We start from the raw sequence: 21,491 nt of genomic DNA on the forward strand, positions 1-21,491 counted from the left end.
ATTACCTGTGTTTATGTGAATCAAACTATCACTAATTTGATTCGTGCTGTTGTTTCCATTCTTTCAAAGAACTTTCGATTACTCTGTAGTAACCGTTGTTAATGTATGAGATCCGATCTCTGTGCCCGTTCGGCGTACATTTCAGTATTTCAATCCGACAATCGCTTTTCGCTTATCGCCCCGTTATCGTTGGGGTTGCAAAGGTAATCAACTTTTTATTTTCACCAAATTTTTCTTCAAAATTTTTCAATTTTTATTTTTTTGCTTCAGTGCCTTCAAACACAATACTAACAAGCTGTTAGCACTGATGCCTATTTGCATGAAGCGGGTGAAAATTCAATGTCGTGAAGAGCTTTTATTGCCGTGCTTTCTATCAAAGCGGGCTGCAAAGGTAAGCGGATTTTTATATCTACCAACTTTTTCCTTAATTATTTTTAATAAAAAAGCTGAAATACTTTACCAAAAAGCATTTCAGCCTACAATATTTTTCGGGATCAGAACGGATATGGGGTCAATAATCCTTCCGGATAGTGCACTTTCATCAGAAAGAGCCCATGTCCGGGTACTGCAAAATCAGCATTTGTGCAATCCTTACTCTCTATAGCAGCCCTGAACTGTGCCATACTGAGCTTACCTCTACCCACCCGTAACATCGTACCAACAAGGCCTCGCACCATTCCACGAAGGAAACGGTTGGCTGTAACGTTATAGACTACACGCTCTCCTTCTGCTCTCCATACAGACTCCTCTATTCTACATATATATGTATGCACCTGTGTGTTCCGCTTGGAAAAGGTGGTGAAGTCTTCATAAGACTTAATAATCTCTGCAGCTTCCTGTAAGGCGTCCATATTCAGCTTATACGGGAAGAAATAGCCCCTATCCTGCATAAAGGGATCCTTATGCGTATATAATGTATACTCATAGGAACGGGCTACCGCATCGAACCGGCTATGTGCATCCGGCGGTACCTGGTATATCTGGTTCAGTACTACATCTGCCGGCAGAATAGCATTGATCTTATATAAAAACTGAGGATGTAAAGGCAGATCCGTGTCGAAGTGCAGGAAGTTCTGCCTGGCATTCACACCGGCATCGGTACGACTCGAGCCCGTACTCTCTATTTTAGTCCTTAATAGTGTACTGAGCGCACGGTCTACCTCGGCCTGTACGGTATGGGCATTCTCCTGTACCTGAAAGCCGCTGAATTGCGCCCCCTTATAACCAACCTCTATAAAGTATCTGTTCATACGGCGCGAAGGTAATACGAAAAAAGAACAGGGGAGATATCCGTGCCGGACATCCCCCCTGTTAATAATATTTGTGATAGTTCTTTATTTATGTAACATCGCTTTAAATCTGCCTTTATAGTAATTGTCTGTCAGTACAGACTCCAGTCCGGCATATTTCTCTGTATCATATGTTTTGGAGTAAGCCATATCCAGCAGACGGTAACGGGCATCCTCTCCTACTACCAGCTGCGCCAGTGTTTTGATCTGCGTGGTTTCCATACAATAATTGCGGCTCTGTTTACGGAAAACATCCAGCATACCATCATCTGAGGCTGCCGCTACGAACCTACGGAGCATTTTACGGAAGGTGGCATCATCCATGATATTGGCACAGTCAGAATTGATCAGACGCGGATTCACGTTCTTATTCGCTGCTACGGCTGATTCATCTGTTGCTGCTACGGCTTCGTCCTCGTCTTTTTTCTTTTTCTTTCTGGCAGGTGCCGGCTGATCATACATTGCCACACCATAGCCGCTGGTATCTGTTACGATCTCACCGGAGCGGGTATCCTCTTTTTTATGTTTCTTTTTACCGGTACTATGTGTTTCTGCTACATCTACAGGTACTGCTGCTTCTGTAACAGGCACTGCTACGTCAGCATCTTCACTGGCTTTATGTTTCTTCTTCTTAGGCGCAGGTGCTTCTTCTTCTACCGGAGTGATGGTAGCGGAAGATGTCTGAGCCGGCGTTGCTGGCGGCAGTGCAGCAGGGGCTGCATTTTTATCATCCTGAAAATCTATAAACTCAGGATCATTTTCTTTCTTCTTATGATGTTTTGACTTCCTGGTATTTCCTTCGCTGCCGGCACCTTTAGCTACATCATCTGCAGCGGCTTCACTGGCGGCTGTTCTGCTCTCTTCTGCCAATACATCAGCCAACAGCGCTTTCTCATCATCTGTAAGCGGTGCCCTTTCTGCCTTTTCTTTGATAACAGCAGCGGCAGCCGCTTTACCGGAGCCTTTTGCTACAGCAGTATTTTTATTGGCTTCTGCAACTACGTCTTCCCTGTCATCGCCACTAACAACGATTTTATCAAGTGCTGAGGCAAAACCATTTCCTGAAGGCTTCGGTGTTTTCACAGCGGTATTGGTCACAACAGCGGTAGTGCCAACAGCTGACTGCACATCTTTCTGCAGGTCATTCATCATATCCTTTCTGGTATCCGGCTCAGTGGTAGCTACAGCAGCAGTTTCCACCGGTTTTTCCGGCTCCTGGGTTGATTCATCTGCCGTAGCTTTCTGCAGTGCGTCAGATTTCAGCTCCCGGAAGGTTTGCATATTATACAAGGCATATGCGTTGGCAGAAGCTTTCTTCAACAGAAAACCCTGGTCCGCCTGGGATACCCTGATATTGAAATGCTGCTCCGGCGCCTCGTTTTTCGGGAAGCCTACAGTAATAGGGACCGCACCATTGCTCAGTTTAGGAAGGATAATATATCCCCTTTCCGTGGAGCTAAGGACGTCCCCGTCATGTTTTACATAAAAAGGCTGCCCCTTTTCACTCTGAATATATATGTAATAGTGCGGGTTTTGCTGACTCTGGGCCACGATACGGGTACCCAACAGCAGACATAAACAGGCTAATATTACAGTCCTGTAGTTTAACTGCATACTTAATTGATCGTATAAAAGCTCTCTTAAACAAATATTATTCCAGTACGATAAGCGCCCTGCCTTATTTCATACCTCATATATGGCGTATATATGCCGCATACAGGCTTGATAACTACATCCATCCCTGACAATTCTATCGATTACTGCCTTGATCGTAGTGCTGACTCATGAACCGAATTAAAACAAAAATAGCATTTTTAACCACTTGGCTGCTATTTGACCCATTTGTTTAAATTTGAATCGCTTTATTTGCTATAAAGCAGATATTCACAATAAATTTAATTACATGAATCAACATCTGAAGCTGTCGTTATTCGGACTGCTCCTGGGTGGAGCCGCCCTTCTGGGACCAGGGCACAACACCTATGCGCAGTCAGCTAAAGTTAACCCTGAAGACTCTCTCCTGAAAATCTACCGGGCATCTGCCACTAAAATCAATGACCTGCAACACACCAAACTGGATGTACGCTTCGATTATGCAAAGAAATACCTCTATGGTAAAGCATGGATCACGCTGAAACCGCATTTCTATAATACCGATTCCCTCACACTCGACGCCAAAGGAATGGATATCAATGCGGTGGAAATGGTCCAGAACGGGAAAAATGTCCCGTTGAAATACACATATGACAAAAACCAACTATTCATTCATCTTCCTAAAATATATACGCCAGAAGAGAAATATACGGTTTACATCGACTATACCGCCAAACCTGATGAGCTGAAAGTAAAAGGCAGTGCTGCCATCTCTGATGCCAAAGGCCTGTATTTCATCAATCCTGACGGAAAAGATCCTAATAAACCAATCCAGATATGGACACAGGGAGAAACAGAAAGTTCTTCTGCCTGGTTCCCTACCATCGATAAAACTAACCAGAAAACCACCGAAGAAATCAGCATGACGGTGGAAAATAAATATGTAACCCTTTCCAATGGTAAACTGGTCAGCCAGAAGAAAAATGCTGACGGCACCCGGACAGATACCTGGAAAATGGACCTCCCACATGCTCCTTACCTCTTTATGATGGCCGTTGGTGACTATGCCATCGTAAAAGACAGCTGGAAAGGAAAAGAAGTGAATTACTATGTGGAAAAGCCTTTTGAGAAGTATGCGAAGAACATTTTCGGCAATACCCCTGAAATGATGACCTTCTACAGTAATATCCTGGGCTATGAATATCCATGGGTGAAATATTCCCAGATCGTAGGCCGTGACTACGTTTCCGGTGCCATGGAAAATACGACCGCTACCCTCCATGGTGAATTCATGCAGAAAACCGACAGAGAGCTGCTCGACAACAACAATTACAACGAAACTGTGATTGCGCATGAGCTGTTCCACCACTGGTTTGGTGACCTGGTTACTGCAGAATCATGGAGCAACCTGACTGTTAACGAGTCTTTCGCAGATTACAGCGAATACCTATGGCTGGAACACAAGTACGGCAAAGACGCTGCTGACGAGCATATCCTGGATAATGCCAACCAATACATGCAAATGGTGCAGTATTCCGGCGATGCTGACCTGGTAAGGTTCCATTATAAAGACAAAGAAGATATGTTTGATCAGATCACCTATCAGAAAGGAGGCTGCATCCTGCATATGCTGCGCAACGCTGTTGGTGATTCTGCTTTCTTTAAGTCGCTGAACCTCTACCTGAAAACAAATGCCTTTAAATCTGCCGAAGCACACAACCTGCGCCTGGCCTTTGAAGAGGTTACCGGCAGGGATATGAACTGGTTCTTCAACCAGTGGTATTTCGGAAAAGGCTCTCCAGAACTGGATATCAGCTATAAATATGCACCTGGTAAAGTGACAGTACTGATTAATCAGCTGCAAAAAGCAGATAAAGTATGGGAACTGCCGATGGCCATCGATGTGTACGCCGGCGGAAGCAAAACAAGGTATAATGTGACCCTGAAAAACCGTGCAGACTCCTTTACCTTCAATGTTGCCGCTAAGCCAGACCTGGTAAACGTGGATGCCGATAAGGTAATCCTCGGAAAACGCGATGATCATCGTGATTTCAGCACCTATGTTTTCCAATATTTCAATGCGCCTAACTACCTCGATCGCCGCCTGGCTATTGAAGAAGCACTGGACCAACAGGACAAGCCAGATGCCATTAAAGTATTAAAGGCAGCGTTGAAAGATAAATACTTTGGTCTGAGAGCACTGACAGCCGAAGGCCTCAAGCTCGATGTGGATGCTGTTAAATCCGCTACTCTTCCTGCTTTGACAGAGATGGCGAAAAATGATCCCAGCTCCATTGCCAAAGCGGCAGCTATCAGAGCACTGGGCGGCCTGAAAGACAAGACATATATACCTTTGTTTGAGGCAGCAACGAAAGACAGGTCTTATGGCGTAGAAGGCGCTGCACTGGAAGCTTTGAGTCAGCTGGACCTGGATAAGGCCTACAGCATTGCCAAAGACCTGCAGGCCGATTCTAAAGGCAAGCTGGTAAATGCTATCACTTTGGTGTATGCCAAGAAAGGCAGCAATGCGGATCTGGGGTATGTAGCGAAGAAGTTTGAAGAAACCGGCGGACAAGATAAGCTGAATGCCGCTTTTGACTACCTGGGCTTCTTATCTAAAATCAATGATACGGAAGCTGTTATCAAGGGAGTTGATCAGGTACAGGCAATGTGCGAGCAATTTAAAAATCCGACCGTAAATAAGTATATCGCTAACTTCCTGGAGAATATTTCTGATGTTAAGAAAGATAACGCCGGAAAAGCGACTGGTGCCGACCGTGATGCATTATTCAAGCAGGCGGCCTATATGCAGCAAAAAGCGAAAGAGATTCAAACTAAATAATTCGGGTTCACCTTTATCAAGGTTTTACCATTTACAATACAGGAGGGTTGGCTATTGCCAATCCTCTTTTTTTATGTAGATAATTATATTGATTATTAATATATTATGTAGATTTTCCCTTAGGAAGATGCCTGCCTGATTTTTTACATGGAGACGAGACGTTGCAGCTTTTTATTCCAGCGCCAGCGGCTTGTTTTGAGTCTGACCCCGCCCAGCCATCGGTGTTCCATGGGGGCATAATCCATATAATTTTCTTCATTCGCCAGTATTTCCGATCCCAGGGAAGTGATACGAAGCATTTGATCATCCTGTTCCAGTACGCCGGCTTTAATCATTCTGTTGGTCATGACATCCAGCTGGAAGTCGCCGAAGCCATAAACAGGTAGTGAGTCCCAGAAGAGTTTATAAAGATCATACCAGCGGTAATCGCCCATTTGGAGGCGTTGCAGGAAGAATTCCTGTATGGAGCTGAGTCCGTTTTCGGTATTGGGAAACCGGGAAAGGTGTGCCGTGATGGCGGTGGCCATGTGTTTAAAATGGCCGTTGTTCATATGTGAGAAGAGTTCCAGGGCCTGTGGTGTATCCAGACAGAGGGCATCCCATATATCGTCTGCTATTTCGAGATCAGTTTCAGTAAGGGTAGTGCGCGTTTCGAAAAGGGTAGCATAATTTTCGGGAGTGGGGTGTCTGGGGAGATCCACCAGGGTGATCAGCGGCAAGGCTTTGAAGCGTTGCCGGATGAGGTGGATCATGAATAGCAGGTTGAACTGGCAGAAGAGGTCATTATCGAACCAGAGGATGATTTCCTGTAAGGAACCGGAGGGTTTTATTTTCTCCAGTTCCTGTACAACCTGTGTATAATATGATTGTTTGTCAATACCATAATGGAATTCGAGGTGTTTGGCCCTGCTTTCGAAGAATACGTCTGGGTCTTTGGTATTTTTGACTTTTCCTTCGCAGAGGACTTCCCTGCATACTACGATATCACCGGGCAGGCTGCTTTGGTTAAAGGCAGTCAGGACAGCATCTCCATTCAAAACATGCAGGTATGACATAACAATATTTTTTTGCGTTAATTACCAGCTGCCGCTGGCGCCGCCGCCGCCTCCGGAACCTCCGCCGAAGCCACCGAAGCCGCCACCACCGGAACCACCGCCTCCGGACCAACCGCCGCCACCGCCGCCGAATCCACCCATTCCGCCTAATACTGGCCAGATCCAACCGCCTCTGCGGTTATAGGTAGTTCCGCGACCACCGCCGCCGCCACCGCCACCACCTCCTCTTCCGATGAGGGAGATCACGATTACGATCAGCATGATCAGGAGGAATAATGCACCAGGGCTAATACCGGGTTTACTCTGACGGGGATCTGCTTTGTATTCCCCTTTCATTGCTTTGATGATATCATTGGTAGCATCATCAAGGCCCTGGTAGTAGTGGCCTTCTCTGAAGGCCGGCTGTATTGAATTCGAAATGATCTGATTCGCCAGTGCGTCGGGGAGTGCGCCTTCTGCGCCGGAACCCGTTTCTATTCTTATTTTCCTGTCATCTACAGCAACAAGAATAAGGACGCCATTGTTCTTGCCTTTGGTACCGATACCCCAATCTCTGAGGATTTTCAGGGACACCTGGCTAATATCGTAATCACCGACAGATTTGAGTATCACCACTGCCACCTGGGTAGAAGTGCTGTCGTAGTAAGCAACTAATTTTCTTTCGAGCGCTTCGTCTTCATCTCTCAATAAAACGCCTGCGTAATCATTTACCAGTGTTGGCGGGTTAGGACGCGGCGGAATGTTTTGTGCATGTGCCAGCAGTCCTGAAAACAGCAATACTACCGGTAAGAACCAACGTAATATTCTCATTAGTAACAAAGCTAAAGATGTTTGAAAAGGGTGGCCATCTATTTACCGAAGACGATATCGTCTGGCAGTTCGTTGACATTATCGGCTTCATGTGGGAAGTGGGTACGAAGGGATTCACCGATTTCGCGGATACATTCTTCGATACCTTCAATGATGTGGCTGTCACGGAAGTGCGAGCGCATGAGGTTCGCTTCTTTTATCCAGAAGTCGGTACCTACTTTTTCATGAATACCCTGGTCACCCAGGATAGCGAACTGTTTGTCTTTTATGGCCACGTATACCAATACGCCATTGCGTTGTTTAGTTTTCTCCATACCGAGGGAGGTGAAAGCCTCTCTGGCTCTTTCTATGGGGTCCACATATTTGCAATGACTTTCTACGAATAACCTTATTTCACCGGATGTAAGTCTTTCGGCTACCCGGATAGCCTGCACGAGTCTGGTCTTCTCCGATTCAGAAAAAATTTCTTTTCGTTTAAATGGTAAAAGCCCCATGATTTAAATGGATTTATCGGAGAGATGTCCCCGCAGGTTGGGCGGGGACTTATCTCAAATGCCGGATATAAGAAGATTAGAATTGCACTTTAGGCGCTTCCTGAGCGGCAGCATCGGCAGTGAACCCTTGTTTTTGTTTGAAACCGGTAACGCCGGCAACAATGTTATTCGGGAACGTGCGGATGGTTTTGTTGTAGGAGGCAACGGCATCGTTGAAGTCGTTGCGGGCTACGTTGATTCTGTTTTCTGTTCCTTCGAGCTGCACCTGGAGGTCGCGGAAGTTCTGATTCGCTTTCAGGTCCGGATATGCTTCAGATACGGCGAGGAGTCTGCCGAGTGCCTGAGATAACTGACCTTGTGCGGCCTGATATTGTTGAACTTTTTCCGGAGTGAGGTCGTTAGCATCTACTTTGATTTGGGTAGCGCTGGCGCGTGCTTCCATTACTTTAGTCAAGGTAGTAGTTTCGAAGTTGGCGGCACCTTTCACGGTGGATACCAGGTTAGGGATAAGATCGGCCCTGCGTTGGTAGGCACTTTGAACGGTATTCCATTTATTTTTCACAGTTTCGTCCTCCTGTACCATTCCGTTGTATTTACCACAACCAACCATTACCAAAAGTGCTAGTACAATAAGTACAATAATACCTGTTCTCATCTGAGTTTGAATTTAAAGTTTAAGTTCCGGGTATTGCGCAAAACGTATTCCTGTTTTGGGGCATTACCGGTGTAAGTAGTGAAAAACTCCGGTGAATACTATAAAAAAGGCGGTGAACGCCAGTATTTCCGTTATACACGAATGTAGCGAAAGAAATGCACTAAAACGCTAATGCATAGCGAAACGATAAATTTTAAAAAAAGTTCATCCATTGCATGAAAAATTCATGCTAAAACAGTATGTTTATATGTACCTTTACACAACGATAATTGCTCATTTTCAGGCGGATTATCGCAATAGATGAATGGGGCAGAATGGTAACTAAATCGATTTCTAAGGTTTCATTGTTTTCTAACTCATTTATTTTTAATTACTTGGATCTAAGTCTTCTTAAATGAGTGCGCAACACATTAACATACTCTATATCGATGATGAAGTACACAACCTGAATGCATTTAAAGCTTCATTCAGAAGGCTTTATAATGTATTCACCGCTACTTCAGCCGAAGAGGCAGAAAAGCTGCTGCAAGAGCAGGAATTTCACATCATTATTTCGGATCAGCGCATGCCCAAAATGACAGGTATCGAATTCTTTGAATCTATACTTGAGCGTCACCCCGAACCAATCCGCATGTTACTTACCGGATATGCCGACATCAATGCCGTAGTTGATGCTATCAACAAGGGACAGGTGTATAAGTACTTCTCCAAACCCTGGAATGAAGAGGAACTGAAGCACAACATTGAAAAGGCCTACGAGGTATATTCCCTGAGAAAGGAAAACAAAGAGCTGACAGCCAAATTATTAGATGTAAACGAGAAACTGGAGTTCCTCGTTCGTCAGAAACTGATTTCCTAAACAGGTCAGATTGCCGGCATCCTTTACAATATTGCTATTACCTGTATTTCAATGTCAACCTATTCCAGCTGAATCATTGCCAACATCCTGATAAGGAATAAATACCTGCCTGTTAATTACAGAATTTTTATCTCCTTAAAATAATCCCGGACATTTATCTAACGAACAATGATTGAATAATCTATTTAGATAAAATATAGGCGATTATATTTCATTGTATTCAATAGCAGATAATGCTGGTGGATAAGTTTTCGGCATGGCACAGTAAGCAAAATCCTTAACTTGCAGCCTTTGTGAAACTTAACTTCATCAATCATGCAAGTTTGGAAAGATTACCAGGCTCAAAACAAAGATCGTTTCCTGGAAGAACTGCTGGATCTGTTACGCATACCTTCGGTGAGTGCAGATTCCCGTTTTAATAAAGACACAGAGCGTTGCGCTGAAGCAGTGAAACAACGCCTGATTGAAGCAGGTGCTGATAATGTAGAAGTATGTCCGACAGCTGGTCATCCTATCGTATATGGTGAAAAATTAATTGATCCTTCCCTGCCTACTGTACTGGTGTATGGTCACTACGACGTACAACCTGCTGACCCGCTGGAGCTCTGGCACAGTGGTCCGTTTGAACCGGTAATCAAAGATGGTAATATCTATGCCCGTGGCAGCGCTGACGATAAAGGTCAGTTCTACATGCACGTGAAGGCTTTTGAAACCATGAATAAAACCAATTCCATCCCTTGCAACATCAAATTTATGATTGAGGGAGAGGAAGAAGTTGGTTCTGCTAACCTGGGTATCTTCCTGAAAGAAAATAAAGAGCGTCTGAAAGCGGATGTAGTCCTGATTTCAGATACTTCCATGATCAGCCTGGAAGATCCTTCCATTGATACCGGCTTACGTGGCCTGGCTTATATGGAAGTGGAAGTAACCGGCCCTAACCGCGATCTTCACTCCGGTGTTTATGGCGGCGCCGTAGCCAATCCGGCTACTATTCTGGCTAAAATGATTGCCAGTCTGCACGACGAAAACAATCACATTACCATCCCTGGCTTCTACGATCGCGTACAGGACCTGACTGCCGACGAAAGAGCTGCACTGAATGCTGCTCCTTTTGACGAGGAAGAATACAAGAAAGACCTGGGCATCAATGATGTATGGGGAGAGAAAGGTTATAGCACCATCGAAAGAACCGGTATCCGTCCTACTTTGGAAGTAAACGGTATCTGGGGTGGTTATACCGGCGAAGGTTCCAAAACTGTTCTGCCTTCTAAAGCATTTGCGAAAATCTCTATGCGTCTGGTACCTGACCAGGACTGGCATGAGATCTCTGACCTGTTCACCAAACACTTTGAGGCGATTGCCCCTAAGAGCGTGACAGTAAAGGTAACCAAGCACCATGGCGGTAGTCCGTATGTGACCCCGACAGACTCTGTTGCCTTCAAAGCAGCACAGCAGGCGATCAACGCTACCTTCGGTAAAGAACCAATCCCTGTACGTGGCGGCGGTAGTATTCCTATCGTGGCATTGTTTGAATCGGTACTGGGACTGAAAACCGTGTTGATGGGCTTTGGTCTGGACAGCGACAACCTGCACTCTCCTAACGAGAAATACGGTTTAGCTAACTATTACAAAGGAATTGAGACTATTCCTTACTTCCACAAGTATTTTGCGGAATTAAGCAAGTAGTGCGATCGATATTCATAAAATGGTTCGATTGGCCCTACGGCTGATCGGACCATTTTTTTTAACTTCACAGTATGAGTAGTACAAACGAGAAATTAAGAGTAGACAAGTACCTGTGGGCCATTAGGGTATTCAAAACCCGCAGCCAGGCAGCAGATGCCTGCGACGGTGGCAAGGTAAAAATGAATGGCGGAACGGTAAAAGCGGCAAAGCCCGTATCTGTAGGCGATAAGTTTGAGATCAAGACAGAAGCCCGTAAATGGGTGATTGAGGTAGTTGGATTACTGGCCAACAGGCAGGCTTATAGCGAGGCCATCAAATACTATGTGGATAACACCCCTGAAGAAGATAAGCTGGCGCCTAAATATGAAGCCAGTGTGTTTCAGACCGGTAAACGTCAGAGTAAGATCGGGCGGCCGACCAAAAAGAACCGCCGTACCCTGGATGGTTTTATGGATGGCGATGATGAATAATCCATCATCTGCCCTCCTGTAGCCCCTTTGCCATTGAAATCTCCTATCTCTGCACAGTAGTTACGAGAAAAGATAAAAATCTCGTATTTGCGTAGTAATTTTGCCAACTAATTTCTAAATCAAAGGATCAAAATGCCTAAACAAAGTGACGTTCTCAGCACCGATTTCCTGGTGAAAATTGCGGAAGAATTTGGTACCCCCGTTTATATCTACCATGCAGAAAAGATTAAAACGCAGTACGAAAAGCTTCAGAAGGCTTTTCATAAGTCTGACACCCGCTTCTTTTACGCTTGTAAGGCATTGACCAACATCAACATCCTGAAGTACATCAATTCATTGGGTTGTGGTCTGGATACCGTTTCCATCCAGGAAGTACAACTGGGCCTGAAAGCCGGTTTCGATCCTAAAAATATCATCTTCACCCCTAACTGCGTTGATCTTCAAGAGATTATAGCAGCGAAAAACCTGGGTGTGAATATCAATATTGACAATATTTCCATTCTGGAACAGTTCGGTAACCAATTTGGTGACAGTTATCCTATCTGTATCCGTCTGAACCCTCATATCATGGCCGGTGGTAACTTTAAAATCTCCACAGGTCACGTAGACAGCAAATTTGGTATTTCCATTCACCAGCTGCGTCATATTGAACGTATCGTGAAATCCACCAAACTGAAAGTAACAGGTTTGCACATGCACACCGGTTCTGAAATTAAAGACGTGGATGTATTCCTCCGTGGTGTGGATATCATGTTTGAAATGGTTCAGCAATTCCCTGACCTGGAGTCTATCGACTTTGGTAGCGGCTTTAAGGTAGCTTATCAGCCTGGAGATCCTGAAACTGATATTGAACTGCTCGGTAAGAAACTGACCGACAAATTCAACAAATTCTCTGCTGATTATGCACGCCCGTTGCAGCTGTGGTTTGAACCAGGAAAGTTCCTGGTAAGCCAGGCCGGCTATTTCGTGGTAAAAGCGAATGTAATCAAGCAAACAACCGCTACCGTATTTGTAGGCGTAAACTCAGGCTTTAACCACCTGATCCGTCCTATGTTCTACGATTCTTTCCATCTCATTAAAAATATCTCTAATCCAAAAGGTACAGAGAGAATATATACTGTGGTGGGTAATATCTGTGAAACAGATACCTTTGGCTGGGATAGAAAGATCAATGAAGTGAAAGAGGGTGATTTCCTGGTATTTTACAATGCCGGTGCCTACGGCTTCGAAATGGCATCTAACTTCAACTCCCGCCTGAAACCGGCAGAAGTGCTTGTAAAAGATGGTATTCCGCAGCTGATCCGCAGGAGAGATACCCTGGAAGACCTGCTGAAAAACCAGATTGAACTGGCTTAAAATATAGCATGATCGTAAGCTGTTATCATGCAAATGTCAGAATAACGGCTTACGATCTTTTAAATACAATATTGCCCCTTCTTATTCGTCTCCATTACTATCTGCCCCCCTGTATAACCTTCACTGTATTCAACTGTTATTAGTTTTGAAGAATTTATTTTTGCGAATCAGCTATGGTTCTGAATAATTATTTATATGAAAATTTTAACTGCGCACCAGGATCTGTTCAACGATGATACAATGATTCAGTCAAACGTGTCGTTTGCCCCGTTTTTGCGCTTCTTACAGAATAAGGTTGAAAAAGAGCACGACGGCAGGACTGTCTTCTATCAATATATACTCGACAAATTTCAGGATAAACCAGAATTACTGGGCCCTATCCCTGATGATATGAATATGGACGAATACCGCAGTTACCTCGACCTGGTAATAGCGGCTATTTTCCCTGTTACCGTAGATACCAAAAAAGATATCTATGGCATCAGCATACCGTATAAATTCTCTGTATTTTATTATTCAGAGATGTTTAAACAGCTGTTTACCGGGGAGAACGATTTCCTGGCAACAGTGCCTCATGGCATGTCTATCGCACGTGTAAAGCGTGACAAGAAAATCTGGTTATACAAACTGATCCTGGACAGACATTACCACTTCCCTATTGGTTATGCCAATGACATTATCCACACCATAGATACGCCCGACGGACTGCGCAAACAGGTGAAAGTGAACATAGACGCACGTTTCGTGGATGTACGCGTAAAAGGTAAACTGCCAAAGCTGGATTACAACCAGTTTTGCACCAGGCAGATGTCGGTAGATATGCTGGAAACCTTACTGCCGCTGGATAATTTTGCGCTGGAAGGCTTTGCCATCTGGACCATTGAGGACGTAACGCAATCAGAAGCGGTCAATACCATCAAAGGACTGGTTATGAACATGAACAGCACCAATGAGATCGACAGTTACCGATCATTGGAGCGTATGATTCCTACCACCCTGGGGATTTTTGATATTACGGCACATATGGTGCCTTTTCCTAAAGTCAATGGTAAACCGGTGCTGGAAGAGCAGTTTACTTCTTCCGACCCTGTGCTGGGCATTGGCAATAAAAAGCAGCAACAGCTATTCTTTCAGCAGATGCTGGACTTCCTGCATGGCCGTCCGGAGCCACTGATCATTCCTGAAGTAACAGAAGAGAGTATCGCTAATTACCCATTCCTGAAATATCTTACCATGAAGAAAATCAGGAGCTTTATCCTCTTCCCTATCGTTCATAAAAAAGAATTGCTGGGTGTGCTGGAACTGGCAGCGTCACGCGCCAATGCTTTGTCTGAACGGCCACTGTGGCAGCTTCAGGGAATTTTTCCATTGCTGGTACTGATGCTGAACAGGAGTATCAATATCCTGGAAGGCCGCATCAACGAAGTAATCAAAGATCAGTTCACGGCCCTGCAACCTTCTGTGGAGTGGAAGTTTACCGATGCCGCCTGGAAATACCTGCTAACGCCGGAGGCTGAACGAAAAGACATCGGTAATATCAGCTTCGAAGAAGTGTATCCGTTATTTGGTGCTGTAGACATCCGCAACTCCTCTATAGAACAGGGTAATGCCATTCGTGAAGACCTGGAAGAGCAGCTACAGCTCATCAACGGCACACTGCAGGAAGTAGCAAAAACGGTGCACCTGCCTTTGCTGGAAGAGTTGCAGTTTAAGACGAGAGACATACTGGACAATCTTCATACTACCTTACTGGCAGGAGAAGAAGCTAAAATAAATGAGTTCATAGAACAGGAAATTCAGCCTGTGCTGGAACATCTCTGCAATAACAATGAAGAGCTGGAACCTGTGCTGAAACACTATTATTCCTATGTAGACGCGCATGAAGGCCATGTTTACCACCACAGAAGAGAATATGAAGAGAGTCTGGCCAAAGTAAACAGTGCTATCAATAAATACCTGGAGAAAGAGCGGCAGTATATCCAACAGTCATTCCCTTGTTATTTTGAGAAATACCGGACAGATGGTGTGGAGTATACGATTTACATCGGTCAGTCGATTGCCCAGGAGAAGAAATTCGACAACTTATACCTGCGTAACCTGCGACTGTGGCAGCTTTCATCGATGGCCAACATCGCCAGGATCACACATAAAATGGTCCCTGACCTGAAGATACCATTACAGACAACACAGATGATACTGATGCACAGCGCGCCCATTACGATCAGCTTCCGCAATGATGAGCGCAGGTTTGACGTGGAAGGCGCCTATAACATCCGTTACGAGATCATCAAGAAACGGATAGACAAAGTGCATGTAAAGGATTCAGGGGAAAGACTTACCCAGCCGGGTATGATTGCCATTGTGTATTCTAATGTAAGGGAGATGGAAGAGTACAAGAAATATGTCACCTTCCTGCAGAGTAAGAATATTTTATTGCCTGAGCTGGAAATGCTCGACCTCGAAGAGCTTCAGGGCGTAAGTGGCCTGAAAGCTCTTCGGGTAAAGGTTAATTTAGATGGCCTCCCATCAGAATCTAAAGCCTAAAGTGAAGTACGGTAGGGTTTCCTCTTTGGAATGCCCTACCACCGCTGTTACGATCAGTGCATTCACCGGAGACAGGTATATACCACCGCCCCAGCCATCATGCCATACATGCGAGGTTTCGTTGGCTGCCCACACTCTGCCTACATCATTAAACACCAGCAAACCCACGCTGGCAGGCAACAGATAAGTTTTCACATCAAATAATTTCAGGCGCACTTCTGTATTGTTATATGCACCGGCTTCGCCGGCAAAGCGCTGGTTACGGAAGCCACGGAGGTTTTGCACGCCACCTACCGTATATGCCTGCCAGTAATCGAAGTTACCCCATACCTTTCCGCCACCGAAGCGACTTACCAGTACAAATCTGTCTGGATTATTGAAACTGAGGTAGATACTCAAGTCGGTATTGAATGTTCCGATGTTATTGCTGTAGCTGTTGAGTCCGCCGAGCCCGGTGAAGGTGGTTGTCCACAATACGCCGCGGGTAGCGATCAGTTTATTGTTACGGGTATCCAGCTGCAACACTACTTTACCGCCGACATAGCCTTTATTGGCGTAGGTGCTGGCAGAATCCAGGCCATTTACTGCCCAGTCGGTGATAAACCGGTTATGGTTTTCTCCTTTATTGAAAGCGTAATATCCGCCAACAGGGCCGTAAGAGATATTGAATTTGGGACCGAAGTCTGTTTTCAGCAGCATTTCTGCGCTGTACAAGTTGAACCTGGCGCGGTAGTAGCTGATTTTGCCGGGTTTCGATTTATCAAAAACGGTTTCGTTGCCGAAGCCGAAGAAGTTGATGGTATTGTTCGGTGCTTTTGCGGTTACGCGGGCGACGAGGTCTGTTTTACCGATAACATCTGTAAAAATCCCTTCATAGCGGAAGTTCCAGGCACGGGTAGCCAGTGCATGTGTGGCGGAAAATGTCTGCCTTGAAGCAAATGGTTCCTTTCTGAATCCGTGTTTGAGGTATTGCCCGCCGAGTCCTAACAGAATGCCATCATCTTTATTAAAACCTACGGCCAGTAAAGGAAGGAACTTATCGTATTTATAGAAATTCCTGACATAGGTAATATTTTCAGGGTCGTTGGAGAGTCTTAATGCTTCCTGTCCTTTTACGTTAAAGGTATCTTTTCCGGTTTTCTGGTCGTATATGCGTATGCGTTTGCCTCCGTCCGCATTGGAGCTATCTACGTAGGAATCAGCGTCGGCGCCGCCTATCAGGCGGATTCGTATAGGTGTGCTGTTTGCTCCGGTGATTTCCCAGCGGTCTTTACCACCGAGACCATAGACGTTGAGTTCTTTGGTTTCTGCCGGATCAAATGTTCTGCTGTAGATGTTTTGCTGGATTTCGTTTTTCTTGCTGATTTTATAAATATCCAGGGAGACGCCTCCATTATCTTTTTTATCGAGTTTGATGAGTTCATTTTTTTCGGTGGCCGGCACATCAACTCTCTTGGCCAGGAAGCGGTAGTACCGCATCATGATGTCGTCCATATACTTCCTGCGTTCTTTCAGGGTATTGAGCATATAGGGATTTACGAGATGATTTACCGTATCTGGAAATGCGGAAGCGGCGGCTTCCAACACGCTATCGGTCATTCTTTCCACGAGTTTACGGGTTTGTTTTTCCCAATCGCTTTTTTCTAAGCCATTGAGGAAAGAGCGATCGAAGTAGCGGGTAGAGAAGTTCCATGGGCCGATGTGTGGCGTATTTTTCCGGAAGCCGTAGAATTGCGGCATGAAGGCAGGTCTGGCCACAATACGAGGGAGGAAACCGGTATTAATAAAGAAGGCCTGATCGCGGTCACGAGGCACCGGCGAATAGTATTCCACCCCTTTATGTTTCTCTCTATACCATCTCCACTGGTCATCATGGCGATCATAATCTCCTATGTAGGTATCGAAAATACGGGCTCTCAGTACATTTTTCTGGTCTATAACGTTGTCATTATCTCCCAGTACTCTGTCTAAAACCTTTGGTGTGTTATATGTTTTGTCTTTGTCGCCGGTTTTAGGTTCTCTTTCTTCCATGAGGTAGACATCATTTCCGAAGTCGTTGGCATAGATGCCCAGGATGGTATCCTTGGGAAGATATACGAATGTAGGATGTGTATGTGGTACTTTGGCAGCTTCCGCCAGGATGCTTACTGCCAGCGGCGCATAAGGATTGGCTGCTGATATCTGGTCCTGTACTACTTCTCTGGCGATTGTTTCTCTCAGAATAGGCGGTATGGCTGCCGAAGGGTATTTCTTCAAAGAACGCATGGCGTATTCGGTGCCGGTGCTGTCTTCCAGGCGAAGGGAGCGGGTTTGCATACCGCCGCCGCGCTGGAGTATTTTCAGTCCGCCTTTGGCTGTTCTGAGGTCGATCACCGGGAAGGTAACAGGGGCGGCCCAAACATCGCGGTAGTTCTTTCCTAACAGCCATTTATGGAACCTGCCTACATCATTGTAGGTGGAGTCTGCCGGCAGGGTCACTTCTTTCGGCAGGGAAGCTGGTTGTTGAAATGTCAGCCCCAGGCGGCGGAAGTCGGAGAAATGCAGCAATGTATCTTCAAAGGAAGGCTTGCTGAGATCGGAGGCCAGGAAATATTTAACATGAACGGAGCTGTCCTTTAAAAGTTCCAGTACGCTGAAACCATTATCGCAGGTGGCGTACAGCGAATTTTTGCCCATTTTCACGCGGTTATTTTTGGCGCCGCTGCCACTGACGATATAGTCGTTACCGTTATCTTTTATGAGCTGCAATGTGTGATCATGGCCGGAAACAAAGACTACCGGGCCATGCTGTTTCGTAGCTTCTTCCACACCTTTCACCATTTCCTGGTATTGTGGATTGGGAAGATCTTCCGGTGTTCCGAAAACGCCCCTCGTAAGCGGATATATGGAACCGATTACCGGCAAAGGCAGGTACAGCCATGGTTTCAGGTCTGTCAGCGGGAAGATATGCTGTTTGATGGTATAATATCCACCATGAGGGCCGTGGCTACGGAATGGATGGTGGGTGGCAAAAACGATGAGTTTATTTTTGTTGAGTGCTACCAGCTCAGATATCTTCACTAATACTTCTTCCCTGGTTTTACAATCGCAGTCGGACTCTACGCCTGGTTTCTCATAGGGGAAGACCCACCATTCACTATCCATGATAATGAGGGTGACGTCGTCGGAGATATTGACTGCTACAGGGCCAGGGCAGCCATCCTTCGGGAAAAAGGCAACGTTTGGCAGCTGTAGGGAGTCGACATAACGTTGCTGGTTACGGATTTGCTGCCAGCCGCCCGGTTTACTTTTCTGCCAGTCGTGGTTTCCGGGGATGATAAAGCCTCTGGAGGCGGTGCCTTTCACGAGGTCTATCTGGTAGTCCAGGATTTGTTTTGCCGTTGGATATTTTTTATTGAGTGAATCAGGTAACCCCAACGGGTATACGTTATCTCCCAGGAACAGGACAGTATTGCGGCTATCCTGCATATTATATTTGGACCTTACGGCATCTACGACGGAATTATGTCCATTGGCATGGAGTTCGCCGGCATCGCCAATGAGGATAAAACGTTGCTTCACCTGATCGTCCTGTGCAAACAGGGATGATGCGGACAGTAGGGAGAAGATGATGCTAAATGTATATTTCAGTCTCATTTTTTATGATAGGTGAATTTTAGAATATTGGCTACGCCATCGTAGCCACCTTCATTAGAGATGTACATGTCTCCGTTATCAGCGAAGCCGATGCCTTCGGGTTGACGGAATAACCGGTGACGCAGGTTATGTGCTTCCTGCACATGGCCGTCCAAATCGGCAATTACCAGTAGCTGATTCACGGAAGCCAGTATATAGAGGCGGTGTTCCAGCGGATGAATAGCGGCGGCACTGGGTTTGAAGAAACGAATGTCTGCACCGGCCAGTTTTGCTATTTCAGGCGCACTGAACTGATAGGCAGGTACAGAGTCGAAAGTCATACTGTCAAGGTGAAACTGAAAAGCACTGGTAACACCTTCTTTCTTATCATCTTCACAATTCTTACATATCATAAAGATGCTGTTTTTTGCCTTATCATAGTAGGTGGCTTCAAACTCCTGTTTACCGTCTCTTTTCCTGAGTTTATAATGATCCGTTGTAAGAGAATCATTCGTAAACAATCCATGAACACGATAGAGGCTGCCATTACTCTTCAACACAAACCAGCCGCTATCTGTTCGGCAGATATCCTCATAATCTCCGCTTTTACCAAATTTCCATTTGGGATAGGCTTTGGTGGCGTCAACATCAATCTGGTAAATGTAGCCTTCTTCATCGTTGATGGCGATGATATTATGTTCATCGGGGTGTAAGACAATACCGGAAATTTCCTGCATAGACTCTCTGACACGGTACCTGACAGGACTTGCCAGGTCGTAGCCGGCAGGTGAAGAGAATATTCTTTCTTCCCTGTCGGCGAAATAGTTACATGATACCAGAAAAATCAGCAACAATGGAAGGAATCGGCGATCCATAGTGATATATTATAGCTTAAATTTAACTCAAAAATACAGTAACTTCAGATTGGATTTAATCATCTTCGTACTATGGAAAATACGGCCATCATAGAAGCAGCAAAAGAATACGTACTGGCAAGGTATACAGCCCATCCCAAACCCGAGCTGCTTTATCATAACCTCGTACATACGCAGGCGGTAGTGAATGCTGCCGGACAGATAGCTGCCCATTACCACCTTCAGGATGATGAGCTGACCGCCGTATATGTTGCTGCCTGGTTTCATGATGAAGGCTACCTGGAAGGAGAAGGCAAAGTACATGAACAAAACGGTGCCCAGCAGGCAGTGCTCTTCCTCCAGCAGCAAGGAGCCTCCGACACATTACAGCAAATGGTAAAAGGCTGTATCCTGGCAACAAAAATGCCGCAGTCGCCCAAAAACCTTATAGAACAAATAGTTTGTGATGCTGACCTCTTTCACCTTGGAACTAAGGAATATGCCGACAGAGCTAAACTGCTCAGGCATGAAATAGAACTCATCCATCAGAAAGAAATCAATCGTATAGACTGGCTGAGAGGCAATATTAAGTTCCTGACCGAACACCAGTACTGGACAGACTACGCCCGGACTCTGCTCAAACAGCAGAAAGAGGACAATATCAGGCAGCTGCAGAAAAAGCTGGATAAGCGACTGGAAGAAGAAAGCAAGGCAGAGAAAAAAACAGTTGAAACCGCGGAAACCACAGATACAACTGCGAGTACGCCCACTACACAACCACTAACAAGAATCAACAGACCTGGTAATAAGGAAAAGGAGAAAGTGAAAAAGCCTGAACGCGGCGTCGAAACCATGTTCCGTATCACTTCTACCAATCATATCCGTCTCAGCTCCATGGCCGATAGCAAGGCGCATATTATGATCACGGTAAACTCCATCATCATTTCCATCTTACTCAGCGTTCTTATACGCAGACTGGAAGATTATCCGAACTTCCTCATTCCCTCCATTCTGTTTATCACCACCAGCGTAGTCACCGTCATCTTCGCGGTGCTGGCCACCAGGCCCAATGTTACCAGCGGTACTTTTACCAGGGAAGATATTTCCCGTAAAGATGCCAATCTCTTGTTCTTTGGGAATTTCTACAGGATGAAGCTGGAAGAATATGAATGGGGTATGAAGCAGATGATGAACGATGCAGATTTTCTCTATAGCAGCATGACCAGGGATGTATATCATCTTGGTGTAGTGCTGGGTAAGAAATACAAGCTGCTTCGTATATCCTATAACGTATTTATGTTTGGCCTGATAGCCTCTGTGCTGGCCTTTTTGATCGCAGCAATATTTTTTCCGGTTAAAGCCTAAGTGA

General features: G+C 45.4%; 15 protein-coding genes. 7 read left to right on the plus strand and 8 right to left on the minus strand.

What is annotated here, in order from left to right; all coding sequences use genetic code 11:
* Positions 1 to 494: 494 nt before the first annotated feature.
* Both truA and F3J22_RS00010 read right to left on the minus strand, forming a co-directional pair.
* The gene (truA, locus tag F3J22_RS00005; RefSeq protein WP_167013035.1) at positions 495 to 1,250 is read right to left on the minus strand and encodes a tRNA pseudouridine(38-40) synthase TruA; all 756 of its coding nucleotides are present in this window, start codon (positions 1,248 to 1,250) and stop codon (positions 495 to 497) included.
* Positions 1,251 to 1,334: 84 nt separating this feature from the next.
* Positions 1,335 to 2,903: a DUF4476 domain-containing protein gene (locus tag F3J22_RS00010; RefSeq protein ID WP_167013037.1), complete on the minus strand. Its 1,569-nt coding sequence runs from the start codon at positions 2,901 to 2,903 to the stop codon at positions 1,335 to 1,337.
* 289 nt (positions 2,904 to 3,192) lie between these two features.
* On the opposite strand from F3J22_RS00010, the gene F3J22_RS00015 reads away from it, so the two are divergent.
* Positions 3,193 to 5,724, plus strand: a complete 2,532-nt coding sequence (locus F3J22_RS00015) for a M1 family aminopeptidase (RefSeq protein ID WP_167013039.1) — start codon at positions 3,193 to 3,195, stop codon at positions 5,722 to 5,724.
* A 143-nt stretch (positions 5,725 to 5,867) separates the two neighbouring features.
* On the opposite strand, the gene F3J22_RS00020 is transcribed toward F3J22_RS00015, so the two are convergent.
* From F3J22_RS00020 to F3J22_RS00035, 4 genes are all read right to left on the minus strand, one after another.
* Positions 5,868 to 6,779, minus strand: a complete 912-nt coding sequence (locus F3J22_RS00020) for a DUF1835 domain-containing protein (RefSeq protein ID WP_167013041.1) — start codon at positions 6,777 to 6,779, stop codon at positions 5,868 to 5,870.
* Between the two features lie 21 nt (positions 6,780 to 6,800).
* The gene (locus tag F3J22_RS30725; RefSeq protein WP_167013043.1) at positions 6,801 to 7,589 is read right to left on the minus strand and encodes a YgcG family protein; all 789 of its coding nucleotides are present in this window, start codon (positions 7,587 to 7,589) and stop codon (positions 6,801 to 6,803) included.
* Between the two features lie 38 nt (positions 7,590 to 7,627).
* Positions 7,628 to 8,083 (minus strand): TPM domain-containing protein, encoded by a 456-nt coding sequence (locus tag F3J22_RS00030; RefSeq protein WP_167013045.1) that lies wholly within the window; start codon positions 8,081 to 8,083, stop codon positions 7,628 to 7,630.
* 76 nt (positions 8,084 to 8,159) lie between these two features.
* Entirely contained in the window at positions 8,160 to 8,738 is a 579-nt protein-coding gene (locus F3J22_RS00035; RefSeq protein ID WP_167013047.1) for a LemA family protein, read from the minus strand.
* A gap of 394 nt (positions 8,739 to 9,132) precedes the next feature.
* Between F3J22_RS00035 and F3J22_RS00040 the strand changes: the two genes are divergently transcribed.
* The 5 genes from F3J22_RS00040 (at position 9,133) to F3J22_RS00060 (ending at position 15,653) form a co-directional block, all read left to right on the plus strand.
* A complete protein-coding gene (locus F3J22_RS00040; protein ID WP_167013049.1) occupies positions 9,133 to 9,597 on the plus strand; it encodes a response regulator in 465 nt (154 codons plus the stop codon).
* A gap of 315 nt (positions 9,598 to 9,912) precedes the next feature.
* A complete protein-coding gene (locus tag F3J22_RS00045) occupies positions 9,913 to 11,283 on the plus strand; it encodes a dipeptidase (RefSeq protein ID WP_167013051.1) in 1,371 nt (456 codons plus the stop codon).
* 71 nt (positions 11,284 to 11,354) lie between these two features.
* Entirely contained in the window at positions 11,355 to 11,753 is a 399-nt protein-coding gene (locus tag F3J22_RS00050) for an RNA-binding S4 domain-containing protein (protein ID WP_167013053.1), read from the plus strand.
* Positions 11,754 to 11,885: 132 nt separating this feature from the next.
* Entirely contained in the window at positions 11,886 to 13,109 is a 1,224-nt protein-coding gene (gene lysA / locus F3J22_RS00055) for a diaminopimelate decarboxylase (protein ID WP_167013055.1), read from the plus strand.
* 195 nt (positions 13,110 to 13,304) lie between these two features.
* On the plus strand, positions 13,305 to 15,653 hold the full coding sequence (locus F3J22_RS00060) for a GAF domain-containing protein (RefSeq protein WP_167013057.1): 2,349 nt from the start codon (positions 13,305 to 13,307) through the stop codon (positions 15,651 to 15,653).
* Here the strand turns inward: F3J22_RS00060 and F3J22_RS00065 are convergent.
* Together F3J22_RS00065 and F3J22_RS00070 are read right to left on the minus strand one after the other, a co-directional pair.
* Positions 15,636 to 19,289, minus strand: a complete 3,654-nt coding sequence (locus F3J22_RS00065) for a BamA/TamA family outer membrane protein (RefSeq protein ID WP_167013059.1) — start codon at positions 19,287 to 19,289, stop codon at positions 15,636 to 15,638. The two genes, F3J22_RS00060 and F3J22_RS00065, sit on opposite strands and share 18 nt — an antisense overlap.
* Entirely contained in the window at positions 19,286 to 20,143 is an 858-nt protein-coding gene (locus F3J22_RS00070; RefSeq protein WP_167013061.1) for an SdiA-regulated domain-containing protein, read from the minus strand. Before F3J22_RS00070 ends, F3J22_RS00065 begins: the two co-directional genes overlap by 4 nt.
* A 72-nt stretch (positions 20,144 to 20,215) precedes the next feature.
* Between F3J22_RS00070 and F3J22_RS00075 the strand changes: the two genes are divergently transcribed.
* Positions 20,216 to 21,487, plus strand: a complete 1,272-nt coding sequence (locus F3J22_RS00075) for a Pycsar system effector family protein (protein WP_167013063.1) — start codon at positions 20,216 to 20,218, stop codon at positions 21,485 to 21,487.
* Positions 21,488 to 21,491: the final 4 nt, after the last annotated feature.

Source organism: Chitinophaga sp. Cy-1792, assembly GCF_011752935.1.
In the GTDB taxonomy this organism is placed as follows: domain Bacteria; phylum Bacteroidota; class Bacteroidia; order Chitinophagales; family Chitinophagaceae; genus Chitinophaga.

What these genes read in the sequence shown, in the direction of transcription:
- truA (WP_167013035.1), bottom strand. Translation starts at nt 1,250, where the DNA reads ATGAACAGATACTTTATAGAGGTTGGTTATAAGGGGGCGCAATTCAGC.
- F3J22_RS00010 (WP_167013037.1), bottom strand. Translation starts at nt 2,903, where the DNA reads ATGCAGTTAAACTACAGGACTGTAATATTAGCCTGTTTATGTCTGCTG.
- F3J22_RS00015 (WP_167013039.1), top strand. Translation starts at nt 3,193, where the DNA reads ATGAATCAACATCTGAAGCTGTCGTTATTCGGACTGCTCCTGGGTGGA.
- F3J22_RS00020 (WP_167013041.1), bottom strand. Translation starts at nt 6,779, where the DNA reads ATGTCATACCTGCATGTTTTGAATGGAGATGCTGTCCTGACTGCCTTT.
- F3J22_RS30725 (WP_167013043.1), bottom strand. Translation starts at nt 7,589, where the DNA reads ATGAGAATATTACGTTGGTTCTTACCGGTAGTATTGCTGTTTTCAGGA.
- F3J22_RS00030 (WP_167013045.1), bottom strand. Translation starts at nt 8,083, where the DNA reads ATGGGGCTTTTACCATTTAAACGAAAAGAAATTTTTTCTGAATCGGAG.
- F3J22_RS00035 (WP_167013047.1), bottom strand. Translation starts at nt 8,738, where the DNA reads ATGAGAACAGGTATTATTGTACTTATTGTACTAGCACTTTTGGTAATG.
- F3J22_RS00040 (WP_167013049.1), top strand. Translation starts at nt 9,133, where the DNA reads ATGAGTGCGCAACACATTAACATACTCTATATCGATGATGAAGTACAC.
- F3J22_RS00045 (WP_167013051.1), top strand. Translation starts at nt 9,913, where the DNA reads ATGCAAGTTTGGAAAGATTACCAGGCTCAAAACAAAGATCGTTTCCTG.
- F3J22_RS00050 (WP_167013053.1), top strand. Translation starts at nt 11,355, where the DNA reads ATGAGTAGTACAAACGAGAAATTAAGAGTAGACAAGTACCTGTGGGCC.
- lysA (WP_167013055.1), top strand. Translation starts at nt 11,886, where the DNA reads ATGCCTAAACAAAGTGACGTTCTCAGCACCGATTTCCTGGTGAAAATT.
- F3J22_RS00060 (WP_167013057.1), top strand. Translation starts at nt 13,305, where the DNA reads ATGAAAATTTTAACTGCGCACCAGGATCTGTTCAACGATGATACAATG.
- F3J22_RS00065 (WP_167013059.1), bottom strand. Translation starts at nt 19,289, where the DNA reads ATGAGACTGAAATATACATTTAGCATCATCTTCTCCCTACTGTCCGCA.
- F3J22_RS00070 (WP_167013061.1), bottom strand. Translation starts at nt 20,143, where the DNA reads ATGGATCGCCGATTCCTTCCATTGTTGCTGATTTTTCTGGTATCATGT.
- F3J22_RS00075 (WP_167013063.1), top strand. Translation starts at nt 20,216, where the DNA reads ATGGAAAATACGGCCATCATAGAAGCAGCAAAAGAATACGTACTGGCA.